The organism is Nocardia sp. NPDC058518, assembly GCF_042719655.1.
Taxonomy (GTDB): domain Bacteria; phylum Actinomycetota; class Actinomycetes; order Mycobacteriales; family Mycobacteriaceae; genus Nocardia.
Map to the genome: position 1 here is coordinate 1 of NZ_JBHXNJ010000042.1, position 19236 is coordinate 19236.

Consider the following 19236-nt stretch of genomic DNA (forward strand, 5'->3'; position numbering starts at 1 on the left):
ACGGCCCCCCCCCCGGTTGGGGGGGGGGCGGCGCTTTCGTTGTGAAACCTAGACGGAGACCATTTCGAGCTTCTTGGCCTCGCGAGCGAGCATCCGGTCGCGCTGCTCCTCGAACTTCAGCACGTCGGAGCCCAGTTTCTCCAGGAAGTCCGCCAGCCGCTCACGGGTGGCCTCACCGCGGGCGGTGAAGTCGGTGCGATCGAAGACGTTCCACTTCTTGAGCACCGGCTGCACGACCTCTTCGAGGTGCTGACGCAGGTCGTAGATGCCGTGCTTGGCCATCAGCACGCCGTTGCGACGGAAGTTCGGCATGCCGGCGCCGGGCATCTGGAAGTTCTCGACGATCATCGAGATGGCCTCGATGGTCTGGTCGGGGCTCAGGTCCATCGCCGCGCCGCAGAGGTTGCGGTAGAAGATCATGTGCAGGTTCTCGTCGGCCGCGACGCGCTGGAGCATGCGATCGGCGATCGGGTCGTCGCACACCCTGCCGGTATTGCGGTGGCTCACCCGGGTGGCCAGTTCCTGGAAGGTCACATAGGCGACCGAGTGCAGGAAGCCCGCGTCGACCTCGGTGGGGGAGGCGAACCCGTTGGTCATGTGGATCATGCGCGCCTCTTCGAGGGCGACCGGATCCACGCCGCGGGTGACCACCAGGTAGTCGCGCATCACGATGCCGTGGCGGTTCTCCTCGGCGGTCCAGCGACCGACCCAGGTGCCCCAGGCGCCGTCCTGGGAGAAGTTCTCGGCGATCTCACGGTGGTAAGAGGGCAGGTTGTCCTCGGTGAGCAGGTTGGTGATCATGGCCGCCTTGGCGACCTCGCTGAGCTTGGACTGCTCAGGATCCCAATCGATGCCGCCCATGGCGGCGAAGTTGCGGCCCTCGTCCCACGGGACGTAGTCGTGCGGATGCCATTCCTTAGCGAGCGCCATGTGGCGGTTGACGTTTTCCTCGGCAACCGGCTCCAACTCCGTGAGCAGTTCGAGTTGAGTCAGATCCCTTGCCATGTAAAAACCCTTCGCTGTCGTGCTTGCGGTCGAACGTCGCGATGCGGCCATACCTTACGGCACCGTAGGTGTGATGCGGAACGCAACAGAGTGGTTTTCCGACGAAGTTGAGCAACGCCACAACTCGACGGTAGGACCGATGGTCGTGCTGACGAGTCTAGGTGCTCGGCCCGCAGCATAGGGTCTATCGCTGCGGGCCTCGCGGTGTTAGCTACGGGTAGATGAACTCTCAGCGCTTCCCACCGAGCAGGCCGCCGAGCACGCTGCCGAGCGCACCGCCCGCGTTCTTCGACAGTGCGTCACCGATCATGCCGCCGAGCCCCCCGGTGTTGCTGCTGCCGCCGAGCAGACCACCCAGCAGATCACCGAGACCACCGCCGGAGGCTTGCGTCTGCTGCGGTGCCGCGGCGCCGCCACCGCCGGTGAGCTGTTTGGCCACGTAGGCGAGCACGATCGGGGCGAGAATCGGCAGCAGCTTGCCGATCAGGTCGTTGCCGCCGGTCCCGCCGCCCGCACCGAGCGCGCTGATCACGGTGTTCTTCTCGTCACCGAAGACGTTGTCGACGATCTTCTCGCCGTCGTCGGTGTCCACCTGCTGCAGATCGACCGCGCCCTCGCCTTCGACGAGGCCGCCGTGGTTGTCGAGCGCGCCGAGCAGTGACGCCGCGCCCTGCGGCTGGGCGGCATTGGCCTGGAGCCCGCCGAGCAGCGTCGGCAGCGCGGCCTGCACGGCCGTGGTCGCGGTCGCCTGGTCGACGCCGAGCTGGTCGGCGATCTGGGCGATGGGGACTTGGGACAGCAAATCGTCGAAGGAAGTCATCTCACTCCGCCTGAGGGTCGAGGGTGCCCGGTAGCCCGGGTCGCGCTCAGGTTAGGTGAATAGATGCACGAAACCGGCGGTTTCGGCGGCGTCTGGGTTTGGCGCGTCGCCACGTGACGATGGTCACCGTGGTAGTGATGGTGCCCCCTGTAGGACTCGAACCTACGACCTAGTGATTAAAAGTCACCAGCTCTACCAACTGAGCTAAAGGGGCGCGCAGCGGAGTCTAGCGGACACTGTGCCGAAGGGCCGAATAGTGGTCCCCGGTGGAGTCGCAGGCGGCTGATCGCCGCTGGTGGCGGCCGGTAACAATGCCGGCGCCCGCGACGATTCCCGGTAAACACCTGGTGCCCTGGGTCGTTCACGCTACGGGTTGCGTATGGTCATCGAATACTGTTGTATCGCAACATCTTTCGACAAGCAGGGGTGCAGCAGCGATGGAGTGGTCCAGGTGGGCGCCGGTCTCGCGACCGTTCGGCGAACGTCGGCGGTGCCGGTGAGTCGTTCAACCGGGCTGCGCGCCTACGGAATTCGTACCCGAAGCAACCATTCCGGTAGCGCCTCGTTTGCTGACGTGGATAACCGGACCGGATGTTCGGATAGCTACTCCAATCGCCGCGTGTCGACTCGGGAATACGGGTACGGTGATCGCCTGGTGAATTTCGAAACAATCACCGGTGCGGCGTTTTCCGTGGCTCCGGTGCAGGGTGCGGCGTTTCGAAATTCACCGAAGGATTGCAGGCCGAGGTGATCGCGATGGGTGCGCGAACTCCCGGCAAAGGGGTAGCCGTTACCGCAGGAGGAGGCGGTTCTCACACGTGGTGGCGCCGCAGTGCGAGACACCGCGAGTTTTTCATACCGAAAGTTTGAATTAAAACCACAATTCGCGCCAACGGTCTGTATTCGACCGCAGGCGTCGAGAAGGTTCGGAGGCGTTTCGAGCATGGCACGGCAGCAAGAGCGGGCGCGCCGGACACGCGCGGCGATAATCAAGTCCGCGGCCGTCGAGTTCGGGAAGAGTGGATATGCCGCGGCATCGCTCAACCGCATTCTGGAAGGTTCGCGCGCCACCAAGGGTGCGATGTACTTCCACTTCGACTCCAAGGAAGACCTGGCGCGCGCGGTGCTCGATACCGCGGTGGAGCGGTACCGGATCTGCGCGGAGCGCTGGCTGGCGCGCGCCGACCTCGGACCGCTCGACGTGCTGCACGGCATGGTCGACGAGATCGCGCTGCGCCTCGAGCACGACACCATCGTGCAAGCCGAGTACCGCCTCGTGATCGAACCCGACTTCCATCGCGACACCGGCAACGGCGGCGGACGCATCGTCGGCCGCGCCACCCGCGTGCTCGCCGTCCGTGCCATCGACGACGGCCACCTGCGCGCCGACGCCGACCCCGACCGCTTCACCCGGACCCTGTCCGCCGCACTGGCGGGCCAGCGCTATCTGGTCGACCCGATCGCCAACGGTTCCGCCGCCGACCTGCGCGCCCGCTTCGCCGAGGTGCTGGAGGTTATCGTGGAGGCAATGGCGACCCCGCTGTGGATCCAGAACTTCCGCACCGAGGGCTGGCGCGAACAGGCACGCCTTGATGACCTCGGTTTGGGCGCCTGACCAGGCGATTTGGAACTCTGCGCACACCTGTCATAAGCTATGCGAGCTCCCAACGGAAACGTTGAAGCCGCCCCGGAGAGATTCGGAACGAGCCCCCTTCGTCTAGCGGCCTAGGACGCCGCCCTTTCAAGGCGGTAGCGCGGGTTCGAATCCCGTAGGGGGTACAGTCTTCGGACTGTGTCTAGTAGTACTGCAGGTATGCATGGCCCTGTAGCGCAGTTGGTTAGCGCGCCGCCCTGTCACGGCGGAGGTCGCGGGTTCGAGTCCCGTCAGGGTCGCACGTAGTACCAGAGCAATCCGGTACTTCCGGCCAGGTAGCTCAGTTGGTACGAGCGACCGCCTGAAAAGCGGTAGGTCGCCGGTTCGATCCCGGCTCTGGCCACCTTCGATCCCCTCACCGAAGTACGCGGTGAGGGGATTTTTTCGTTTTCCGGTGGCGAGCCGGTCAGCTCGTAGTGGGCATCCGCAGGGCATTGGTCCACAGGCGGGTCAGGGTGTGGACAACTTCTTCCATCGGTATCTGCCTGCCGTCGAGCTCGCCGTCGCCGATGACGAAATAGTTGAAGGCCATGCGGCTGACCATGCCAGAGAGGGCGCGCGAGGTGAGCATCGGATCGAGATCGGGGTCGGCGAGGCCCCGGCGCTGGAGGTCGGCGATGCCGCGGGCGTTGCGGCGGATGAAGGCATCGCCACGGTTCTGGCGCAGCTTGCTGAATTCGGGGTCGATATGGGCGACCTGTTCGAGCAGGCCCATCAGCTCGGCATTGCGCTTGTAGGCCTCGAAGTAGGCCAGGTTGGCGGCTTCGATGATCGAGGCAGGGTCGTCTTCGCCCGTCACATGCGGCATCCCGGGATGCATCATGTCTTCCTGGGCGTGCTCGAGGATCGCGGCGAAGATCTCCTCTTTGCTCGCGAAGTAGGTGTAGAAAGTGCCCGACGAGCAGCTGGCTTCCTGGGTGATGTCGATGAGCCGGGTATCGAGGTATCCCATCCGCTCGAACACCTTGCGGCCCGCCGCGATCAGCGCGTCCCTGGTGCGCAGGCCGCGCGGGGTGGTCGGCAGGTCGCGCAACAGCGAGGTGCGTGCCATCGAAGGCAGCGCGCCCTCGCTGTCGGTGTCGGCGGCTCGTTCCATGGTTGTAGTTATATACCGGCGTTCACGGGTGGAACACGACGCGGCCGACGGTATCGCCGTCGCCGAGGCGGCCGAGTCCGGCGGGGATGTCGGCGAACAAGAGCCGCTCGCTGATCAGTGGTTTCACCTGTCCGGCCGCGGCGAGCCGGGTCAGCTCGGCGTGGCAGTCGTGGATGGCCTGCTGGTTGTACTGCTTGTAGAGACCCCAGTGCAGGCCGATGATCGAATAGTTCTTGATCAGTGCGTGGTTGAGCGCGGGCTGGGGGATGGTGCCGCCGGCGAAGCCGATCACGAGGATGCGGCCTTCGAACGCGATGCATTTGGTGGACCTGGCGTAGGCGTCGCCGCCGACCGGGTCGTAGACCACGTCGGCGCCGCGACCACCGGTGAACTCCTTGACGATCGGCACGAAATCCTCGGTGTGCCGGTCGATCACGAGATCGGCGCCGAGCTCGCGGCAGTAGTCGGCCTTGGCGCGCCCGCCGACGACGCCGATCACCCGTGCGCCCGCGGCCTTGCCCAGCTGCACCGCGGAGCTGCCGACGCCACCCGCGGCGGCGTGCACCAGCAGCGTCTCGCCGGGCTGCAACCGAGTTCGGCGGTGCAGGGCGAACCAGCTCGTCTGATAGCCGATGGTGAGTGCCGCCGCCTCGGCGTCATCGAGGGATTCCGGTGCGGGGAAGGCGTTCTCTGCGTCGAGCACGGCCAGCTCGGCGAACGCGCCGCCGGGCAGGTTCGCGGTGCCGACGATCCGGTCACCGATCGCGAACCGGTCGACCCCCGCACCGACCGCAAGCACCTCACCGCACAGTTCGACGCCAGGGGTGAACGGCAGCGGTGGCTTGACCTGATATTGCCCACGGCACAACAGCACATCGGGGAAGTTGGCCGGCGCCGCGAGAACGCGCACCAGCAGCTGTCCCTGACCCGCCACCGGGTCGTCGATGTCGTTGAACCGCAGTACATCCCGTGGTTTGCCGAGTTCGGCTACTTGCCAGGCTTTCATCGTGATCAGTCCTCCTGTCTGTGTGTTCGTCGGATACCCGCGGTGTGGCCGGTCAGCGCCATTTGCGTAGTTCCTGACGTGCGATAGCCCGCTTGTGTACTTCGTCGGGGCCGTCGGCGAGCCGGAGCGTGCGCAGTTGCGCCCAGGCGGCGGCGAGCGGGAAGTCGTCGGAAACGCCGCCCGCACCGTGCACCTGAATGGCCCGGTCGACGACCTTGAGCGCGATGTTCGGCGCGGCCACCTTGATGGCGGCGATCTCGGTGCGCGCGGCCTTGTTGCCGACGGTGTCCATCAGGTGGGCGGCCTTGAGCGTGAGCAGCCGGATCATCTCGATATCGATGCGCGACTCGGCGATCCAGTCCTGGATATTGGCGTTGTCGGCCAGCGGCTTGCCGAAGGTGACCCGCGCCTGCGCGCGCTTGCACATCATCTCCAGTGCGCGCTCGGCCATGCCGATGCTGCGCATGCAGTGGTGGATGCGGCCGGGTCCGAGCCGGGCCTGGCTGATCGCGAAACCCTCGCCTTCGCCCGCGAGCACATCGGTGGCGGGCACCCGCACGTCGGCGAAGTCGATCTCGGCGTGGCCTTCGCGTTCTTGGTAGCCGAACACCGGCAGCCCGCGCAGGATCGTGACGCCCGGTGCGTCGATCGGGACCACCATCATGGTCTGCTGACGGTGCGGTGCCGCGGTGGGATCGGTCTTGCCCATCACGATCATCACGCGGCAGTTCTTGTGCAAGGCGTTGGTGGCGAACCACTTTCGGCCGTTGAGTATGTAGTCTTCGCCGTCACGCACCATCGACAGTTCGATATTGGTGGCATCGGAGCTGGCCACCCGTGGTTCGGTCATCGCGAAGGCCGAGGCCATGGTGCCGTCGAGCAGGGGCTTCAGGTACTTCTCTTTGTGCTCGTCGGTGCCGAACAGCTCGAGCACTTCCATGTTGCCGGTGTCGGGGGCGTTGCAGTTGCAGGCCTCGGACGCGAGATGGCTGCGGCCCATGATCTCGGCCAGCGGCGCGTATTCGAGGTTGGTCAGGCCGGGTCCGCGGCCGGGGTGCGGGTGGAAGAGGTTCCACAGCCCGCGCCGTTTGGCCTCGGTTTTGAGCTCTTCCAGGATCGGCGGCTGGAAATGTGGGTCGCCGGATTCGCGCATCTGCGCCTCGTAGACGGACTCGGCCGGGTAGACGTGGGCGTCCATGAAGTCGAGCAGGTCTTCGGAGTACTTCTTCGAGCGCTCGCTCAGATCGAACAGTGACATGATTTCTCTCTCGCTCAGCGGGTTTCGGCCAGCAGCGACGACTGGTAGCGACGCATGCCGCCCAGCCAGCGGTCGTAATCGGCGCCTTTGTGGCGGTACATCTCCAGCACTTGCGGATGCGGCAGGATCAGGAATTCCTCGGCGTCGACGGCCGCGAGCACGATGTCGGCCACTTCGGCGGGTTCGAGGACCTCGCCCGCCGAGACGACGGCGCGGGTCGCCGCGACACCGAGCTCCTCGCCCGAATCCCGGCCCGCGTACAGCAGTTTCGTGTTCACGCCCATCGGGCACAGGCAGCTGACGCGAACACCCTGGTCGCCGTAGGTGACACTGAGCCACTCGGCGAACCCGACCGCGGCGTGCTTGCTCACCGAGTAGGTGGCCGAACCGATCTGGGTGAGCAGCCCCGCGGCGGAGGCGGTGCTGACGAAGTAGCCCGCACCGCGTTCGACCCACTGGGGCACCAGCAGCTGCGCGGCACGGATGTGGGCGCGCAGATTCACCTCGAGCGCGCGGTCCCAGTCGGCGTCGGTGACGTCGAGCCCGGGGGCGCCGACGATGCCCGCATTGGCGAAGTACAGGTCGACCGGCCCGAACTGCTGTTGCGCCACCGCGATCAGGCCGCTGATCGCCTCGGTGTCGGCGGCGTCGGCGCCGATTCCGACGGTGGTGCCGGGGTGATCGGCGTTGATCTGCGCCGACACGGCCAGCGCGGCGGCCTCGTCGAGGTCGGACACCACCACCTTCGCACCGGCGGCGGCGAGCGCGGCGGCCAGTGCGGCGCCGATGCCCGCGCCGCCACCGGTCACGATGGCGACTTTCTCGGCAACTCTCATCAGAAATCCTTTCGCCCGGGCTGTTTCCAGCCCGAGCAGGGTCGAATCGAAGGGGATCGGTCAGTACAGCTGGGTTCCCGGCACCGCTTCCGGGTCGTCGCGGACGGCCGGGGTGTTGGTTTCGCGCAGCTTCCACGCGCTGAACACGGTGATCAGGCCCATGGCCATCAGGAACAGCGAAACCCCGGTGGTCGATCCGGTTTCGGCGATGATCGCGGTCATGATGAACGGGGTGCCGCCGCTGATGGTGATCGCGGCCAGCTGGTAGGCCAGCGAGGCGCCCGAGTACCGCACCCGCGGGGCGAACAGCTCACCCATGAAGGCGGCGAGCGGACCGTAGGTGAGTGCCTGCATGGCCGCACCGATCGTGACGGCGACGAACACGGCGAGCACGTTGGCGGTATTGATCAGCCCGAAGAACGGGAACGCCCACAGCGCCATCCCCGCGCCGCCGATCAGGATCAGCGGTCGCCTGCCGATCCGGTCCGACAGGGCTCCCGCCCACAGGATCACCGCGGTGAGCAGGCCGGAGGAGATCAGTGAGATGGCCAGCAGCGCATTGCGGTTCATGCCGAGTTCGGCGGTGCCGTAGCTGAGCAGGCCCGCGATGCTCACGTAGAACAGTGAGTTGGTGCCCGCCAGCAGGCCGCAGCCGAGCAGGATGGTGCGCCAGTGCTCCTTGATCGCCTCGGCCAGCGGTGCCTGGGCGACGGCGGGTGCCTTCTTCTTCGCGGTCTCGGCCTGCAACTCACGGAATTCGGGGGAGTCCTCGACCTTGGTGTGGATGTAGAGCACCACCGGGAACAGCAGCGCACTGGCCAGGAACGGCACGCGCCAGCCCCAGCTGAGGAACGCGTCGGTGGACAGCGCCGCGGTGGCGGCCAGGAAGACCAGATTGCCCGTGATCAAACCCAGTGGCACACCCATCTGCCCGAAGGTGCCCGCGAATCCCCGCTTCTTTGGGCCCGCGGATTCGGTGAGCAGCAAGACGATCCCGCCCCACTGGCCGCCGCAGGCGATGCCCTGCACGAAGCGCAGCGTCACCAGCAGTACGGGCGCGAGCACGCCGATCGAGCCGGTGCTGGGCAGACAGCCGATCGCGAAGGTGGCGATGCCCATGGCCAGCAGGCAGACGACGACCACGGGCTTGCGGCCGTACCGGTCGCCGAAGTGCCCGGCGAGCACGCCGCCGATCGGGCGTGCGACGAAGCCCGCCCAGAAGGTGCTGAACGAGAGCAGGGTGCCCATCAGCGCCGAGGCGTCGGGGAAGAACACGTGCGGGAACACCAGCGCGGCGGCGGTGCCGTAGAGGAAGAAGTCGTACCACTCGATCGAGCTGCCGACCAGGCCTGCGGCGAGCAGCTTGCGATGCGCGCGTTTGCCGTCGGCCGACGACGGTGCTGTGTCGGGCGAGGTCGGCGGTGTTGTGACGGCTGTCCGCTGGCCGGGTTCGATCATCGGTGACTCCTCGGTGAATCCGCAGGGTTGAAACTATTGGAAGTTGACGTCAACTTCAAGTGAGTGAGCGCTTGCTCAGTGTGAGCCCGTGGAGATGTAATGTCAATCACAGGCATAGCGAAGGGGAATCAGGTGACCGGGCTACTCGATGACGACCCACTGGCCGACCCGGCCGCCGCGCTGGGCGACACCGCGCAGCGCTTGCTCGACGCGGCGGTAGTGCTGTTCTCCGACAAGGGTTTCGAGGCCACCCGCACCAGGGACATCACCGCGGCGGCCGGGTTGAGCCCGGCGGCGATGTATGTGTATTTCGCCTCGAAGGAGGATCTGCTCTTCCGGCTGGTCGAGCATGCCGTCGAGAACACCCTGACCATCATCGAAGCCGCCGTCGCGCCCCATACCGAGCCGGTGGACCGCATACGGGCCTTGGTCACCGCGTTCAGCGTCCTGCACGCGCGCAGCTACCGGCGGGCGCGGATCGCCCAGTACGAGAGCAGGCACCTCGCCCCCGGCCACCACGAGATGGTCGCCGCGATCCGCCGCCGGATCCGGCAGGCCGCGGTCGCGGAGGTGCGGGCGGGGATCGAGCGCGGCGTGTTCACCGTCGCCGATCCCCGCGTCGCCGTGCTGGCGATGATGTCGCTGGGGATCGACATCTGCCGGTGGTACCGGCCGGGCGGTGAGTTCACCCCGGAGGAACTCGGCGACATCAACGCCGATCTGGTGCTCAGGATCCTGCGCGCGCCCGGCTACTGACGAGGGTGGCGATCCAGGTACGGGTGTCGGCGGGGTCGATCACGTCGTCGAGCTCGAAACCCGTCGCGGCGGTGATCGCCTTGCCCTGCTGGTAGGCCAGAGTGAGCAACTGCCCGAACAGTGTCTCGCGCTCGGCCGGATCCGCCACGGCGGCGAGCTCTTTGCTGAAGCCGAGGCGAACGGCGCCCTCCAGCCCCATCGGGCCGATCTCGCCGGTGGGCCAGGCGACGGTGAAGTTCGGCGCGTGGAAATGGCCCGCCGTCATCGCCATCGCACCGAGGCCGTAGCCCTTGCGCAGGATGATCGTGCCGAACGGGACGCTCAGCTGGGCGCCGAGCACGAACAACTTGCTGAACCGGCGCACCGTCGCGGTCTTCTCCGCCTCCGGACCGACCATGAAACCCGGTGTGTCACACAGGGAGACGACCGGCAGCCCGAAGGATTGGCACAGGGTGAGGAACTCGCCCATCTTGTCGGCGGCCTCGGCGTCGATGGCACCGCCGAGGTGGTGGCTGCTGTTGGCGATCAAGCCGAACGGTTCGCCGTGTACCCGCACCAGCGCGGTGACGATGCCGACGCCGTAGTCGGGCCGTAACTCGAGCACCGAGCCGATGTCGACGATCGCGTCGATGGCGCGATGGATGTCGTAGGCGCGCAACCGGTTCTCCGGCACCACATGCCGGGCCAGGCGGGGGTCGGGGGCTTCGAAATCGTCGACCCGGCCCTGGAAATAGCCCAGGTACTGCTTGGCCAGCGCCACCGCGTGTGCTTCGTCGCGGGCGACCAGGTCGACGACGCCGTTGCGGCGCTGCACGTCGATCGGGCCGATGTCCTCCGGGCGGTAGGCGCCGAGCCCGCCGCCTTCGATCATCGCCGGTCCGCCCATGCCGATATTGGCGTCCGGCGTCGCGATGATCACGTCGCAGGCGCCGGCGAGGGCGGCGTTGCCCGCGAAGCAGCGGCCCGACACGATCGTCACCAGCGGTACCTTGCCGCGCAGGGCGCCGAGCGCGCGGAAGGTCGTCACGTCCAGGCCCATGCCGGTCCAGTCGGTGTCGCCCGGCCTGCCGCCGCCGCCCTCGGCGAACAGGACCACCGGAACCCGCTTGCGTTCGGCGAGTTCGAAGGCGCGGTCGGTCTTGGCGTGGTTGTTCTTGCCCTGTGTGCCCGCGAGCACGGTGTAGTCGTAGGAGATCACCACCGCGTCTGCCTTGTCGAAGCGGTCGGCGCCGATGGTCGCCAAGCCGGTGATCAGGCCGTCGGCGGGGGTGTTGGCGATCAGGTCCTCTTCGGTGCGTCTGCTGCGTTGCGCGGCGAAGGTGAGCGCGCCGTATTCGACGAAGCTGCCGGCGTCGACCAGGTCGGCGATGTTCTCCCGTGCGGTGCGGCGACCGAGCTTGTGCCGCTTCGCCACCGCCGCCGGGCGGGATTCGTCGAGCGTCGCGAGGTGCCTGGCGCGGATCTCGTCCACATCGGCGCGGGCACGGCCGGGATCCAGATCGGTGTGCGCGCTGCCGGTTTCGTCCGCACCGGTGCGGGTGATGATGACGAGTGGGTCGCCCGGCGCGACGACTCGGCCGGGGCGGACCAGCACCCGGACGGTCCTGGCGGCATCCGGTGCGGTGAGCACATGCTGCATCTTCATCGCCTCGAGCACGACGAGCTGACCACCGGCGCCGATGTCGACACCCTCGTCCGTCACTTCGACCACCGTGCCCGCGAGCTGTGCGCGTACGGCCTCCTGACCCGGATACAGCTCGACGGCGGCGACCGCGACCTCGGGCTGATCGGTCCGGGCCGCCGCGACCAGGTCGGTCAGTCGCTCGGTGAGAAAGCCGGTGGTGGCAACGCCGGACTGGAAGGTGGTGTCGGCGAGGATCTCTCGCAGGAACGAGATGTTCGTACCGATGCCGGTCACGGTGAACTCGGCGAGTGCTGTCGCGGCCTTGCGGGCGGCGGCGGGGAAGGACTGGCCGCGGGTACGGGTGATCACCTTGGCCAGGAGCGAGTCGTAACGCGGGCTCGGAGTCAGCCCGGCGCGGCCGAACGTGTCGACTCGTACGCCCGGCCCGGTCGGCGGCGCGAAGGTGGTCAGCGTGCCCGCGGTCGGCACGGCCGAACCGTCGGCCGCCATCGTCTCCATGTTCACCCTTGCCTGGATCGCGATGCCGTCCGCGGCGGCGGGTTCACCGGTGGAATCGGTGCCGTCGGAGACGATTCCGCTCGGCAGATCCAGGTCATCGAAGGGCGCACCCTGGGCGATCGCGAGCTGCACGGCGACCAGGTCGACACCGGTCACCTCCTCGGTCACGGTGTGCTCCACCTGGATGCGTGGATTGACCTCGAGGAACACGAATTCGGTGCCGGAGACCAGGAATTCGACGGTCGCCAGTCCGCGATACCCGACATGGGCGCACAGCCGTGCTGCCGCCGTGTGAAGTTCCCTGCGCAGGTCCTCCGAAAGACCCTGAGCAGGCGCGATTTCGAGCAGCTTCTGATGCCTGCGCTGCACACTGCAATCGCGATCACCGAGCGCGAGCGCCGTGCCGCCCGTGGCGATGATCTGTACTTCGATGTGCCGGGCGTTCTCGAACAGGATCTCGGCGAAGACCGCGGGATTGCCGAAACCGAGCTGCGCCTCCGCGGCGCACCGGCGGTAGGCGTCGTCGATCTCCTCGGCGGTCCGCACCACCCGCATGCCACGGCCGCCGCCACCGGCCAGCGCCTTGATCATGATCGCACCGGGGTGCGTGCCGAAGAACGCGTGGACCTGTTCGGCGGTAGTCGGTCCCTCGGTCGCGGGCAACACCGGTACGCCCGCGGCCATAGCGGTCGCGCGGGCCGAGGACTTGTCACCGAACAGGTCGAGCACCGCGGGATCGGGGCCGACGAACGTCACGCCATCGGCCGCGCAGGCACGCGCGAATTCGGCGTTCTCGCTGAGGAATCCGTAGCCGGGATGGAGGTAGTCGGCGCCGGATTCCTTGGCGGCGGCCAGGATCGCGGCGTGATCGAGATAGGGCGCGGTGCCGGTGCCCGCCAACTCGATCGCCTCGCCCGCCGCGTGCACATCGGGGTTGTCGGCGTCGTCGGTGGCGTAGACCGCCACGGTGTCGATGCCGAGTTCGGTGGCGGTGCGGATCACGCGCAGGGCGATCTCGCCGCGATTGGCGATCAGCAGCTTCACTGGATGTCCTCGGATTCGGTGGCGGCGATGCGCTCGGTCATGGTGAACAGCTCGCCCTTGCGGATCTTGCCGGTCGCCGTCATCGGCAACGCGTCGAGGATCTCGATCTGGGGGACCTTGTAACCGGCCATGTTCTGTTTCGCCCAGGTCTGCAATTCGGCTGCCGCGACGGTTGATTCGGGGATCAGCTGGACGAAGGCGAGCGGCACCTGCCCGCGTTGTGGATCGGGTTTGGGCACCACACCGGCGGTTTGTACCTGCGGGTGCAGCATCAGCAGGGATTCGACCTCGGACGGGAACACGCTCATGCCGTTGACCTTGATCATCTCCTTGTTCCTTGCCAGATAGTGCAGGGCGCCGCGCTCGTTCAGCTTGCCGACGTCGCCGGTCTGCAACCAGCCATCGCGCACGGTCGCCGCGGTGGCTTCGGGATTGCCGTAGTACCGGGTGAGGATCGAGGGGCTGCGCACGATGATCTGGCCTTCGTGGCCCATCGGGACCGGCGCGCCGTCCTCGTCGACGATCAGGATGTCGGTGCCGGGCACCGGTAGGCCGCAGAACACCGGCTCGCTGCGCAGGTCGTAGTCGTCGTCCTGCAGGCCAAGGGTGAAGGTGTCGGCGGTGTGGGTCTCGGTCATCCCGTAGCTGGTCTCGCGCAGGGTGAGTCCGGTGGCGGCGCGCCAGCGAGCCCGGATCTCGGCGTCGAGTTTCACCACGAACGAGACACCGGTCGTGTTCTCCAGCGCGGTGAGTCCGGCGGGGTCGAATGCCGGGTGCTCCATCATCTCCACGTAGTTGTCGATCATGCCGATCATCGAGGTGACTCGGTAGCGGCCGAGCAGGGTCAGTGCCGTCGCGGCGTCCCATCGGTTCATCAGCACCGCGGTGCCGCCGTTGACCAGCGGGAACAGAATGCCGAAGTCCTCGCCCGCGATCCAGAACACCGGCAGGAAGTTCAGCGCGACGAGCGGGCGTTCGCCCACCCGCGAGCCGTTGCCCACGGTGGCGGTCGCCGCGGTGTAGACCATGTGCCGCTGGGTGTGCTCGCAGCCCTTCGGCATGCCGGTGGTTCCGCCGGTGTAGTTCAGCGCGGCGAGTGCGTCCGGATCGGCGGGTTGTGCCGGGGCGCGCGGGCTTTCGATGATCCGGTGCCAGTCGGTCTCGGCCGCGGTGGTCTCGAAGGGGGCGGCGACGGCGGGTTCGTCGGTGAACATGTCGGACAGCGCGGTGCGCGCGACCAGCCGCACCGGGGTGTCCGCGCGCACCTCGTCGACCAGCGGGGCGAGATCGTCTTGGGCGAGAAGGATTGTCACGCCCGCGTCGATGAGTTCGTGGCGCAGTTCGTGGGCGCGGAACAGGGGATTGATCGGCACGTGCACCGCGCCGATCTTCAGGATGCCGAGCATGGCGACGAGGAACTGCGGGCAGTTGCTCAGGTACACCCCGATCCGGTCGCCCGGCTGTGCGCCGTTCGCGAGCAGCCAACCGGCGAAACGGTCGGAGAGTTCGTCGTATTCGGCGTAGCTGATGTCGCGGCCGTAGTAGGCGATCGCGGTGGCTTCGGGTTGTTGCGCCGCCCAGTGGCGCAGGTAGTCGACCAGGGCCATCGATTCGATCGGATACTCCACCGTGCGCGGGACCTGTGCGGGCCAGACAGCGCTCTGCCGTGCGTGGATCTCCGCCAGTGCCGCGGTGAGTGACGGCGGGGCGACGGTGGTTGGTTCGACGGTCATGGGCACTTCCGTTCCGGGTACTCGGTCTGGCTGGTGAAGCCGATCAGTCGTTCGGCGATGGCGATGTGGTCGGTGATGAACTGTTCGCGCCGGTCGCGGTCGGCTCCGGCGAGCCGGGAGGCGCCGATCAGCAGTGCGTCGGCGAGGGTCTCGACGATCCGCGGCAGCGGGGCGCACGGGTCGATCTCGCCGCGCACCTCGTCGCGTTCGAGAAAGGCGGTGAACCGCTTGCGCAGGCGGGTGCGCACCCGCGACCACTGTGCGCCGATCGCGGGATCGATCCCTGCCCGGTGCTCGATCAGCGCCACCAGCGCGCCGTTGGCGAACACGGCTTCCGTGAACGCCCGTGTGGTCGCCCCGATGACCTCGGCCGCCGCGGTGACCTCGACGTCCACCACGAGTTGCGCGTCGAGGAACTGCGCGCAGACCCGCTCGGTGATCGCCCCGAACACCTCGTCTTTGGAGGAGAAGTACGCGTAGAACGTCGCCCGGGAGACCCGCGCGCGCGTCGTGATCGTCTCCACCGAGGTCTGGTCGTACCCGAGCTCGGCGAAGCTTTCCGCCGCCGCGTCGAGCAGCTCGCTCCGCCGCGGCCCCGCGCTGTCCTTGCGCGCCGATCGTGCCCGCTCCTGCGCCTCGCTTGTGGTCACCGTCACAAGTGTTGTTGACGTTGACGTCAATGTCAACAAGCGATTTGCCACCTGACCTGTTCGGTTACCGAAACGGGGGTTCACCGGGTAATGTCGCTCCCCGATGTAAGGAAACAAGGCCCTGTAGCGCAGTTGGTTAGCGCGCCGCCCTGTCACGGCGGAGGTCGCGGGTTCGAGTCCCGTCAGGGTCGCAACACGACGAAGTCCCCCACACCGATTCCGGTGTGGGGGACTTTCTCGTATCAGTGGGCTCAGGTGCGGTGGTCGACGGCGGGAATCATGAAGCGGCCACCACTGCGGTGAGGCCGCCGAGGACCAGGCACAGCGGTGCGTACACGCGCCGATTGAGGCGCCGATAGATCGCCGGTGTATCCGCCGACCCGCTGCCCGGGTCGAACAGGCCCGATGCCCCGCGCGCGAGCAGAACGCCCGCGACCGTCCACGCGGCGACCGTGACCATCCAGTCGGGGAACGGCGAGTCCCAGATTCCGGCGCGCAGCACCAGTACGTAGCCCGCGGCGGTCAGCGCCGCGGTGACGGCGAGGCAGGCGGGGATGAACCAGCGCCCCGGCGGTTCGTCGTGCGTCCAGCCCATGGCGGCGTGAGCGAGGTCGAGGTGAGTTTTCCATGGCCACGGGGAGACCGTCCACAAGGCGTGGAGCAGGCCGACACCGATCAGCAGGACGGCGGTCGTGGCAGCGATTGCGCTCATACGTCAACGATCGCCGCTGGATCGACGATGTTCTTCGGCCGCTGGTCTCGATGTTCTCCTCCTCCAGGATGAGATCGGCTCAGCGCCTGGACGGTCCGACCAGACCGGTCTCGTAGGCGAGCACGACAGCCTGAACCCGGTCGCGCAGACCCAATTTGGCGAGCACATGACCGACGTGGGTCTTGACGGTGGCTTCCGAGAGGTGCAGCCGCGAAGCGATGTCCCGGTTGGTGTCACCGGTGGCGAGCTCGAGCAGCGTGTCGAATTCGCGCGGTGTCAGTGCGGCCCGAATCCGCGCCGCGGCCTCGGTATTCGCGCTCGGTGAGTCGGCGACATGGGCGATGAGACGGCGCGTCGTCGACGGAGCGATGACGCCGTGCCCGGCATGGACCATGCGGATCGCGTCGATGATCTCCTCGCCCCGCGCGTCCTTGAGCAGGAAGCCGCTCGCGCCGGCGCGGATGGCCGGGAAGACGTAATCGTCGAGGTCGAAGGTGGTCAGCGCGATCACCCGGCAGCGCGGTTGTTCCGCGGTGATGATCGCGGTCGCCTTGATGCCGTCGAGCTTCGGCATGCGCAGGTCCATGAGCACGACGTCGACCCGGCGCGCGCGCACGGCCGCCACCGCCTCGTCCCCGTCCACGGCCTCGCCGACCAAGTCCAGGTCGGGCTGGCTCTGCACCATCATGCGCAGGGCCGATCGCATCAGCTCCTGGTCGTCGACGATCAGCACGCGGACGTGCTCGGTGTCGCTCAGCACGGCACCCGCACCTCGACGATCCAACCGTCGCCGGTCGGCCCGGCGGCAAGGGTGCCACCGACCGCGTCGACTCGTTCCCGCATGCCGATCAGCCCCTTACCCGTCCCCGTCGACTCCGTCGCAGTACCGGAATTCGTTACCCGCACCTCGATCTCGGCGCCGACCGTGGTCAGGCTGACCAGGGCTCGTGGCCGTCGACCGGCATGGCGGGTCACGTTCGTCAGCGCCTCCTGGACGACACGGTAGATCGTGAGGCCGACCGCGGGCGTGGTGCGTAGCCGGTCGTCCATCGACAGCTCCACCTCGACGCCGGTCGCGCGGACGCGCTCGACGAGCGCGGGCAGGTCGACGAGTCCGGGTTGCGGCTCGGTCGACGCCGAGTCGTCGCGGAGCACGCCGAGCAGGCCACGCATCTCGGTGAGCGCTTCGCGGCCCGCGTCGGCGATGGTGGTGAGGATCTCGGTGGCGCGCTCCGGCGAGTTCGGCACCACGAGACGACCGGCCTCAGCGTGGCTGACCATCACCGCCAAGGAATGGGCGACCACATCGTGCATCTCACGCGCGATCCGGCGGCGTTCGTCGGCGGCGGCCCGTTCGGCGAGTTGCGATGTCCACGCGGCTCGCGTGGCGCGGTAGCGGCCGAGCGCCCACGCGGCGGTGGTGCCACCGAACGCTGTGGTGGACAACAACAGCCACCATGCCCACGCCTCGATGGGCGCCGCGGTGAATTCCCACAGCCTGGCCAATGTCAGCAGGCTGCCTGCCAGGCCGACACCGAGCGCGGCGGTCGGCCACGGTGGCGTCGTGTGCGCGCTGACCGCGTACAACAGGGCGAAGAAGCACAGCACGCTCGGCAACAGGACCGGGCTGTAGCGGCTCGATTCCGAGAAGTCGGTGACACCGTCGATATCGGGTGCCACCAGCAGCACCGCGCACCCGAGCGCGCCGATCGCGAACGACGGAATCGGCCAGCGGCGGGCCGTCGCGACGCAGCCGTGCAGCGCGAGCAGAGCGAGGGTCAACGCGAGCACCCACGGGGTCGACACTCCGCTCACCCGAACCGATTGCAGGCTCGCGGGGAGCAGCACCGCTGCCATGACCACCGCCAATGCCAGCTGCGCGCCGTGACCGAACAGCCGAGGCCCGTCCATCTGGATCGACACCGGCTCAATCTACCCAGCGGTCGGCGGACTTCGCGTTTCTCAGATGCGGTGGTCGATGCTGGTGATGCGGTGGCGGCCGGGGGCTACCTCGGTGGTGCGCATGATCTGGTTGATCTTCTCGGTGGTGGCGTCGCCCGGCCATTTCTGGTGGATGGTGACGTTCCAGAGGGTGGGGTCGGCGGCGTCGGCCTTGGTGATGTGGACGCAGTACTTGACGTCGAGGGGGAGCGAGCCGATGCCCGCGGCCAGCGCGGACGCGTCGCCCACGTGGGCGTTGTCGGTGACGAAGGAACGGGCCTTGGCGGCGTCGCGGTCGACGTAGTAGCTGTATTCGAAGCCGAGGATGGCGCCTTCGGGGCTCGCGGTGTCGCCACGTTCGGCACTGATGGTGATCGAGGGGGTGCGGAAGGATTCGCAGCCGGACAGGGCGTGCGCGGGAAGTGGGGGCACCACGGTGGACGTCGTTGCCCGCGTGCCGGAGACGGCGGCCTGCGTCGTGGTGGTCGGTTTCTCGGCGGGGCCGAGGAAGATGGTGGCGGCCAAGCCGAGCAGGACGACGAATACCACCGCGCCGACAATGCCTTTGATCGCGGCCGCGGCCTTCACCTTGCCACCGCTTTCGTCATAGCGTTCGTCGTCGAAGTTCTTGCGGGGGCGCCGTGCGATCTGGCCGCCGCCGCCGAAGTCCTTGAGGCGCGGCAATACCGGAATCTCGACATGGTCACCGCTCTGCTCGGTCGCGGTGGCGGTGGCCCAGTCGTTCCAGTCGACATCGTCACCGCGTTTCGTCTCGACCGGCAGGTCGCCGTCGTTCCAATCGTTCCAATCGCCGGTGAAACCGTCGTCGTCGGCGGGATTCCGATACACCGGTTCGACGGGCGGCGCGGGCTGGAACGGGCCGTCGTCGAACGGTTCCGGGTCCGGCGGCGGCCAGATCTCCGGGTTCGTGCCGATCGTCTGCGGCTCGGCCTCGCGCCGCCGCCTGCGCCGCCGTTTGCCCTGTGGGCGACGGCGGGCGGGGGGCGGGGGGTCCGCCGCGGGGAGTAATTCACCCAAACCAATTTTAAAAGCGGCCGGCCCCACCGCCGCCGCGCCCACACCCCCGAGTGCCGGTGGGGGGGGGGCAGGGGGGGGGGCCGCGC

16 protein-coding genes and 5 tRNA genes are annotated in these 19236 nt (G+C 67.7%); 6 read left to right on the forward strand and 15 right to left on the reverse strand.

The annotated features are described in order from the left end of the window. Positions 1-48: 48 nt before the first annotated feature. The 3 genes from ACFWPX_RS36620 to ACFWPX_RS36630 all read right to left on the reverse strand — a co-directional run bounded on the left by ACFWPX_RS36620 (position 49) and on the right by ACFWPX_RS36630 (position 2039). Positions 49-1005, reverse strand: coding sequence for an acyl-ACP desaturase (locus tag ACFWPX_RS36620; RefSeq protein WP_378913940.1), 957 nt, complete (start codon positions 1003-1005; stop codon positions 49-51). A 229-nt stretch (positions 1006-1234) separates the two neighbouring features. Then, entirely contained in the window at positions 1235-1825 is a 591-nt protein-coding gene (locus ACFWPX_RS36625; protein WP_378933619.1) for a DUF937 domain-containing protein, read from the reverse strand. 138 nt (positions 1826-1963) lie between these two features. Continuing rightward, positions 1964-2039: transfer RNA gene (locus tag ACFWPX_RS36630), tRNA-Lys, on the reverse strand. Between the two features lie 729 nt (positions 2040-2768). Here ACFWPX_RS36630 and ACFWPX_RS36635 point away from each other — a divergent pair. From ACFWPX_RS36635 to ACFWPX_RS36650, 4 genes are all read left to right on the forward strand, one after another. Continuing rightward, positions 2769-3440, forward strand: a complete 672-nt coding sequence (locus ACFWPX_RS36635; RefSeq protein WP_378913942.1) for a TetR family transcriptional regulator — start codon at positions 2769-2771, stop codon at positions 3438-3440. Between the two features lie 91 nt (positions 3441-3531). Next, positions 3532-3604 (forward strand) — tRNA-Glu (locus tag ACFWPX_RS36640). Between the two features lie 40 nt (positions 3605-3644). Beyond that, a tRNA-Asp gene (locus tag ACFWPX_RS36645) sits at positions 3645-3718 on the forward strand. Between the two features lie 30 nt (positions 3719-3748). Further along, positions 3749-3822 (forward strand) — tRNA-Phe (locus ACFWPX_RS36650). Positions 3823-3885: 63 nt separating this feature from the next. On the opposite strand, the gene ACFWPX_RS36655 is transcribed toward ACFWPX_RS36650, so the two are convergent. From ACFWPX_RS36655 to ACFWPX_RS36675, 5 genes are read right to left on the reverse strand one after another with little or no spacing between them, the layout of a single operon-like run. Continuing rightward, the gene (locus ACFWPX_RS36655; RefSeq protein ID WP_378913943.1) at positions 3886-4575 is read right to left on the reverse strand and encodes a TetR/AcrR family transcriptional regulator; all 690 of its coding nucleotides are present in this window, start codon (positions 4573-4575) and stop codon (positions 3886-3888) included. 22 nt (positions 4576-4597) lie between these two features. Then, positions 4598-5581 carry an NADPH:quinone oxidoreductase family protein gene (locus ACFWPX_RS36660; RefSeq protein ID WP_378933623.1) on the reverse strand — a complete coding sequence of 328 codons (984 nt, stop codon included), beginning with the start codon at positions 5579-5581 and terminating at the stop codon, positions 4598-4600. 52 nt (positions 5582-5633) lie between these two features. Further along, the gene (locus tag ACFWPX_RS36665; protein WP_378933626.1) at positions 5634-6839 is read right to left on the reverse strand and encodes an acyl-CoA dehydrogenase family protein; all 1206 of its coding nucleotides are present in this window, start codon (positions 6837-6839) and stop codon (positions 5634-5636) included. 14 nt (positions 6840-6853) lie between these two features. Continuing rightward, positions 6854-7675 carry an SDR family oxidoreductase gene (locus ACFWPX_RS36670; protein WP_378933629.1) on the reverse strand — a complete coding sequence of 274 codons (822 nt, stop codon included), beginning with the start codon at positions 7673-7675 and terminating at the stop codon, positions 6854-6856. A 60-nt stretch (positions 7676-7735) separates the two neighbouring features. Further along, positions 7736-9133, reverse strand: a complete 1398-nt coding sequence (locus ACFWPX_RS36675) for an MFS transporter (protein WP_378933635.1) — start codon at positions 9131-9133, stop codon at positions 7736-7738. A 132-nt stretch (positions 9134-9265) separates the two neighbouring features. Here ACFWPX_RS36675 and ACFWPX_RS36680 point away from each other — a divergent pair, with 132 nt between their 5' ends. Further along, on the forward strand, positions 9266-9889 hold the full coding sequence (locus tag ACFWPX_RS36680) for a TetR/AcrR family transcriptional regulator (protein ID WP_378933638.1): 624 nt from the start codon (positions 9266-9268) through the stop codon (positions 9887-9889). Here ACFWPX_RS36680 and ACFWPX_RS36685 read toward each other — a convergent pair. Genes ACFWPX_RS36685 through ACFWPX_RS36695 form a run of 3 tightly spaced genes read right to left on the reverse strand, consistent with a single transcriptional unit; the run spans position 9861 to position 15459 of the window. Then, positions 9861-13076 carry a carboxyl transferase domain-containing protein gene (locus ACFWPX_RS36685; RefSeq protein ID WP_378933641.1) on the reverse strand — a complete coding sequence of 1072 codons (3216 nt, stop codon included), beginning with the start codon at positions 13074-13076 and terminating at the stop codon, positions 9861-9863. The genes ACFWPX_RS36680 and ACFWPX_RS36685 overlap by 29 nt on opposite strands. Next, positions 13073-14809 carry an AMP-binding protein gene (locus ACFWPX_RS36690; protein ID WP_378933644.1) on the reverse strand — a complete coding sequence of 579 codons (1737 nt, stop codon included), beginning with the start codon at positions 14807-14809 and terminating at the stop codon, positions 13073-13075. Before ACFWPX_RS36690 ends, ACFWPX_RS36685 begins: the two co-directional genes overlap by 4 nt. Beyond that, positions 14806-15459: a TetR/AcrR family transcriptional regulator gene (locus ACFWPX_RS36695; protein ID WP_378913951.1), complete on the reverse strand. Its 654-nt coding sequence runs from the start codon at positions 15457-15459 to the stop codon at positions 14806-14808. Before ACFWPX_RS36695 ends, ACFWPX_RS36690 begins: the two co-directional genes overlap by 4 nt. A gap of 117 nt (positions 15460-15576) precedes the next feature. Between ACFWPX_RS36695 and ACFWPX_RS36700 the strand changes: the two genes are divergently transcribed. Beyond that, a tRNA-Asp gene (locus tag ACFWPX_RS36700) sits at positions 15577-15650 on the forward strand. A gap of 86 nt (positions 15651-15736) precedes the next feature. On the opposite strand, the gene ACFWPX_RS36705 is transcribed toward ACFWPX_RS36700, so the two are convergent. From ACFWPX_RS36705 to ACFWPX_RS36720, 4 genes are all read right to left on the reverse strand, one after another. Beyond that, complete coding sequence (locus tag ACFWPX_RS36705; RefSeq protein WP_378933647.1) at positions 15737-16171, reverse strand: DUF3995 domain-containing protein; 435 nt, start codon at positions 16169-16171, stop codon at positions 15737-15739. Positions 16172-16250: 79 nt separating this feature from the next. Continuing rightward, positions 16251-16931: a response regulator gene (locus tag ACFWPX_RS36710; protein WP_378913953.1), complete on the reverse strand. Its 681-nt coding sequence runs from the start codon at positions 16929-16931 to the stop codon at positions 16251-16253. Continuing rightward, positions 16925-18094 (reverse strand): sensor histidine kinase, encoded by a 1170-nt coding sequence (locus ACFWPX_RS36715; RefSeq protein WP_378933650.1) that lies wholly within the window; start codon positions 18092-18094, stop codon positions 16925-16927. The genes ACFWPX_RS36710 and ACFWPX_RS36715 overlap by 7 nt, the downstream gene beginning before the upstream one ends. A 39-nt stretch (positions 18095-18133) precedes the next feature. Beyond that, the gene (locus ACFWPX_RS36720; RefSeq protein WP_378933653.1) at positions 18134-19150 is read right to left on the reverse strand and encodes a hypothetical protein; all 1017 of its coding nucleotides are present in this window, start codon (positions 19148-19150) and stop codon (positions 18134-18136) included. Positions 19151-19236: the final 86 nt, after the last annotated feature.